The organism is Pseudoalteromonas sp. SIMBA_162 (assembly GCF_046535955.1).
GTDB classification, from domain to species: Bacteria; Pseudomonadota; Gammaproteobacteria; order Enterobacterales; family Alteromonadaceae; genus Pseudoalteromonas; species Pseudoalteromonas marina.
In genome coordinates, this window is record NZ_JAWJBQ010000523.1 from 1 (window position 1) to 266 (window position 266).

Annotated in this window: 1 protein-coding gene; it reads right to left on the reverse strand. The window is 68.4% G+C overall.

What is annotated here, in order from left to right; genetic code table 11:
- Positions 1–266: nitrilase-related carbon-nitrogen hydrolase (locus tag R0J88_RS20770; RefSeq protein WP_410900992.1), on the reverse strand; the 266-nt coding region annotated here is incomplete at both ends.

Sequence of the window (266 nt, forward strand, 5' to 3'; positions counted from 1 at the left end):
GTCGAGCGTGCCGATCGCGCGTGCCGTTTCCGGAAACTCGATGTCGTAGCAGATCAGCAGCCCCACGGTCAGCCCGTTCCACACGCAGGTCGCGAAGCGCTCGCCCGGTGTGAACACGCCGACGTCGGACGCCCACAGGTGCGTCTTGCGATAGTGCAGCACGATGTCGCCCTGCTCGTCGACGAGCACCGTCGGGTTGTAGAAGCGCTCGCCGTCACGCTCGGCAAGGCCGACCGCGACCGCAACGCCCTTGCGCCGCGCCGCGT